The organism is Bacteroidota bacterium, from assembly GCA_034723125.1.
Lineage (GTDB): Bacteria > Bacteroidota > Bacteroidia > CAILMK01 > JAAYUY01 > JAYEOP01.
Genome location: JAYEOP010000317.1, coordinates 1 through 2,683, shown reverse-complemented (window position 1 = coordinate 2,683; position 2,683 = coordinate 1). Strand labels below are relative to the sequence as shown.

2 protein-coding genes are annotated in these 2,683 nt (G+C 28.4%); both read left to right on the top strand.

The window, feature by feature from the left end:
• Nucleotides 1-132: 132 nt before the first annotated feature.
• Nucleotides 133-1,140, top strand: coding sequence for a glycosyltransferase family 2 protein (locus U9R42_08950; GenBank protein ID MEA3496146.1), 1,008 nt, complete (start codon nt 133-135; stop codon nt 1,138-1,140).
• A 10-nt stretch (nt 1,141-1,150) separates the two neighbouring features.
• Complete coding sequence (locus tag U9R42_08945; GenBank protein MEA3496145.1) at nt 1,151-2,671, top strand: hypothetical protein; 1,521 nt, start codon at nt 1,151-1,153, stop codon at nt 2,669-2,671.
• Nucleotides 2,672-2,683: the final 12 nt, after the last annotated feature.

Sequence of the window (2,683 nt, the reverse complement as noted above, 5' to 3'; positions counted from 1 at the left end):
TGACCACGTTCGCTGTAGCTTTAGCGGTTGCGAACGTGGTCAATATTCATTATTAAAGGGAGGTTTTATAAATACATTCGCCTGCCTATGTCGGCAGACAGGCATTAAGATTCTTAGAGTTTTTTATAGACAATGAAAAATTTGTGCCTTGCATCTTATTCATTATCTTTGTTTCTTAAAAGAAATGTGTTTATAAAAACCCCTTTGACTTTATTTATGGAAATTTCTGTTATAGTACCTGCATATAATGAAAAAGAAAATATTGAGAAACTATTTTTTGCCATTAAAAATGTTATTGAAAATCAAATAAAAACTTCATTTGAGGTAATTTTTATTGATGACGGAAGTACTGATGATTCATGGCAACTAATAGAGAGGCTTGCTGATGAACAGTCCGAAGTGAAAGGATTTAGGTTCTCAAAAAATTTTGGTCATCAGTATGCTTTAAAAGCAGGTATTGATTATGCTTTAGGTGATGCAGTTATTAGTATTGATGCTGATTTTCAACAACCTCCCGAACTAATAGTAAAAATGTACAAAGAATGGAAAAATGGTAATCAGATTGTTTATGCATTAAGAAAAAAAACAAAAGGAACAGGAATATTGAAGAAGCTTTCATCTGCCTTATTTTACAAAATAATGAATATTTTGTCGGATGTAAAACTTGAAAATGGTGCTTCCGATTTCCGATTGCTTGACAGAAAGGTTGTTGATGAACTTAAAAAAATGAATGAATATTATCTCTTTATTCGTGGTTTAGTAAAGTGGGTTGGTTATAAAACAAAATCAATTGAATATGTTGCAGAAAAAAGGTATAGCGGAAAAACAAAATATTCTGCAAAAAAGATGTTTTCTTTTGCTCAAACAGGTATTATGTCTTTTAGCATCAAGCCATTACGCCTTGCTACTTTTTTTGGGTTTTTAATTTCATTGTTTGCATTTGCTTATATTGTTTATGCTTTGTTTGCTAAATTTATTTTTCACAATGTTCTTGAAGGATGGACGTCAATTCTTATTTCTGTGTTGTTGATAGGAGGGATACAACTAATTACAATTGGAATAATTGGAGAATATATCGGTAAACTATTTCTTGAAGTAAAAAAACGACCTACCTATATAATCAGTGATAAAAAAGAATAATTATATTTTAATGAGAGATTTGTTTAAAAATGAAAGAATAAGATATTTAATAATTCTTATAATAATATTATTACCGTTATTTGTTATAAATGTTAAAGATACACACAACTGGGGTGATGATTTTGCATTGTATATTCATCAGACAAAAAATATTGTAGAAGGCAAATCGGCACAAAATACAGGACTTATTTTTAATGAAGATAATCCTGGAATGATATCAAATGTTTCTATTGGTTTTTCATTGCTTCTCACACCTGTTTACGCTTTGTTTGGAAATAATATTCTTGCTTTTTCTTACTTTATCACATTGTTTTTATTTTTAGTAGGAATCTTAGCATATTTATTCCTTTCTAAAAGAATGCATCCTCTATTAGCTCTTTTGTTTGTTTTGATAATGGAATACAACAGATGGACATTATTTTTTAAACAAAATATTTTATCAGATATTCCATTTGCATTTTTATTACTTTTTGCTATACTTGTGTTTTATTCAGATTGGAAGATAAGATACCTGAAATGCATTGTAATAGCTTTACTTGCCGGATTTGCAATGACTGTTAGGTCTATTGCTTTAGTGATTCCTGTGGCGTTTTTCGGGTTTTTCATTTTTGAAATTATAAAAGATATTTACTACAAAAAATTTGTATTTAAAAAAGCGTTTAAGGAATTTTTAATTGCATCTGCTGTTGTAATTGTTGCATTTGCTTTGAAAATAATTTTAAGAAGAATATTTTTCCCATTACCCATTGATAGTTCATATTCATCAGCTTATGCTACTTATCTATCTCATCACAGCATTTGGGAAGTAATAGCAGCTACTAGTTCTCATTACTTTTTCTATTTCAAGAGTTTCTTTAATATGTACAGAATCAGTGATTTTATTGGTAATATTACTATCTTTCTTACTTGGTTTTTAATGGCAATGGGATTAGTTATTAAATTGTTAAAGAAAATTGAATTTCACGATTTTGTTTTTCTTGCCTATTTTGCTGTAGTTTTGCTTTATCCTGCAACAGCCGGATTCAGGTATATTTTTCCAATTTTACCTTTATTGTTTTACTACCAATATGTTGCTTTAAAATGGATGGCAACTTCCTTGAAAATGAAAAAATTAGACACTTTAGCATATATTTATGTTTTATTTGTTGTTTTACAATATTATCAAGGAGTTTTATCTTTTACAAGAGAACAAAAAAATGAAATTAGAGGACCTCAAAGCAAAACATCAGTTGAAGTATTTGATTACATAAAAAATCATACTCCTGATTCCTCAATTATTGTTTTTCGTAAACCAAGAGCTTTAGCCTTATACACCGATAGGAGTGCTTTGTCAAATAACAGAAGGCAAAAGGATGTTGATAAACTTGATACTATTTATAATAAATTGAAGGTTAATTATTTGCTACAAAATAATAATGAAATTCCCGATACCGCAATGATACTTTACTTAAAAAAATACAGTTTTAAGTATAAATTGATTTATAAGAATAATGATTTTAAATTGTATGAATTGAGGAATATTTTAGACTAATTGCTTTATGTA

Excerpts from the sequence above, each read along its gene's own strand:
- U9R42_08950 (MEA3496146.1), top strand. The coding sequence starts at position 133 with ATGAAAAATTTGTGCCTTGCATCTTATTCATTATCTTTGTTTCTTAAA.
- U9R42_08945 (MEA3496145.1), top strand. The coding sequence starts at position 1,151 with ATGAGAGATTTGTTTAAAAATGAAAGAATAAGATATTTAATAATTCTT.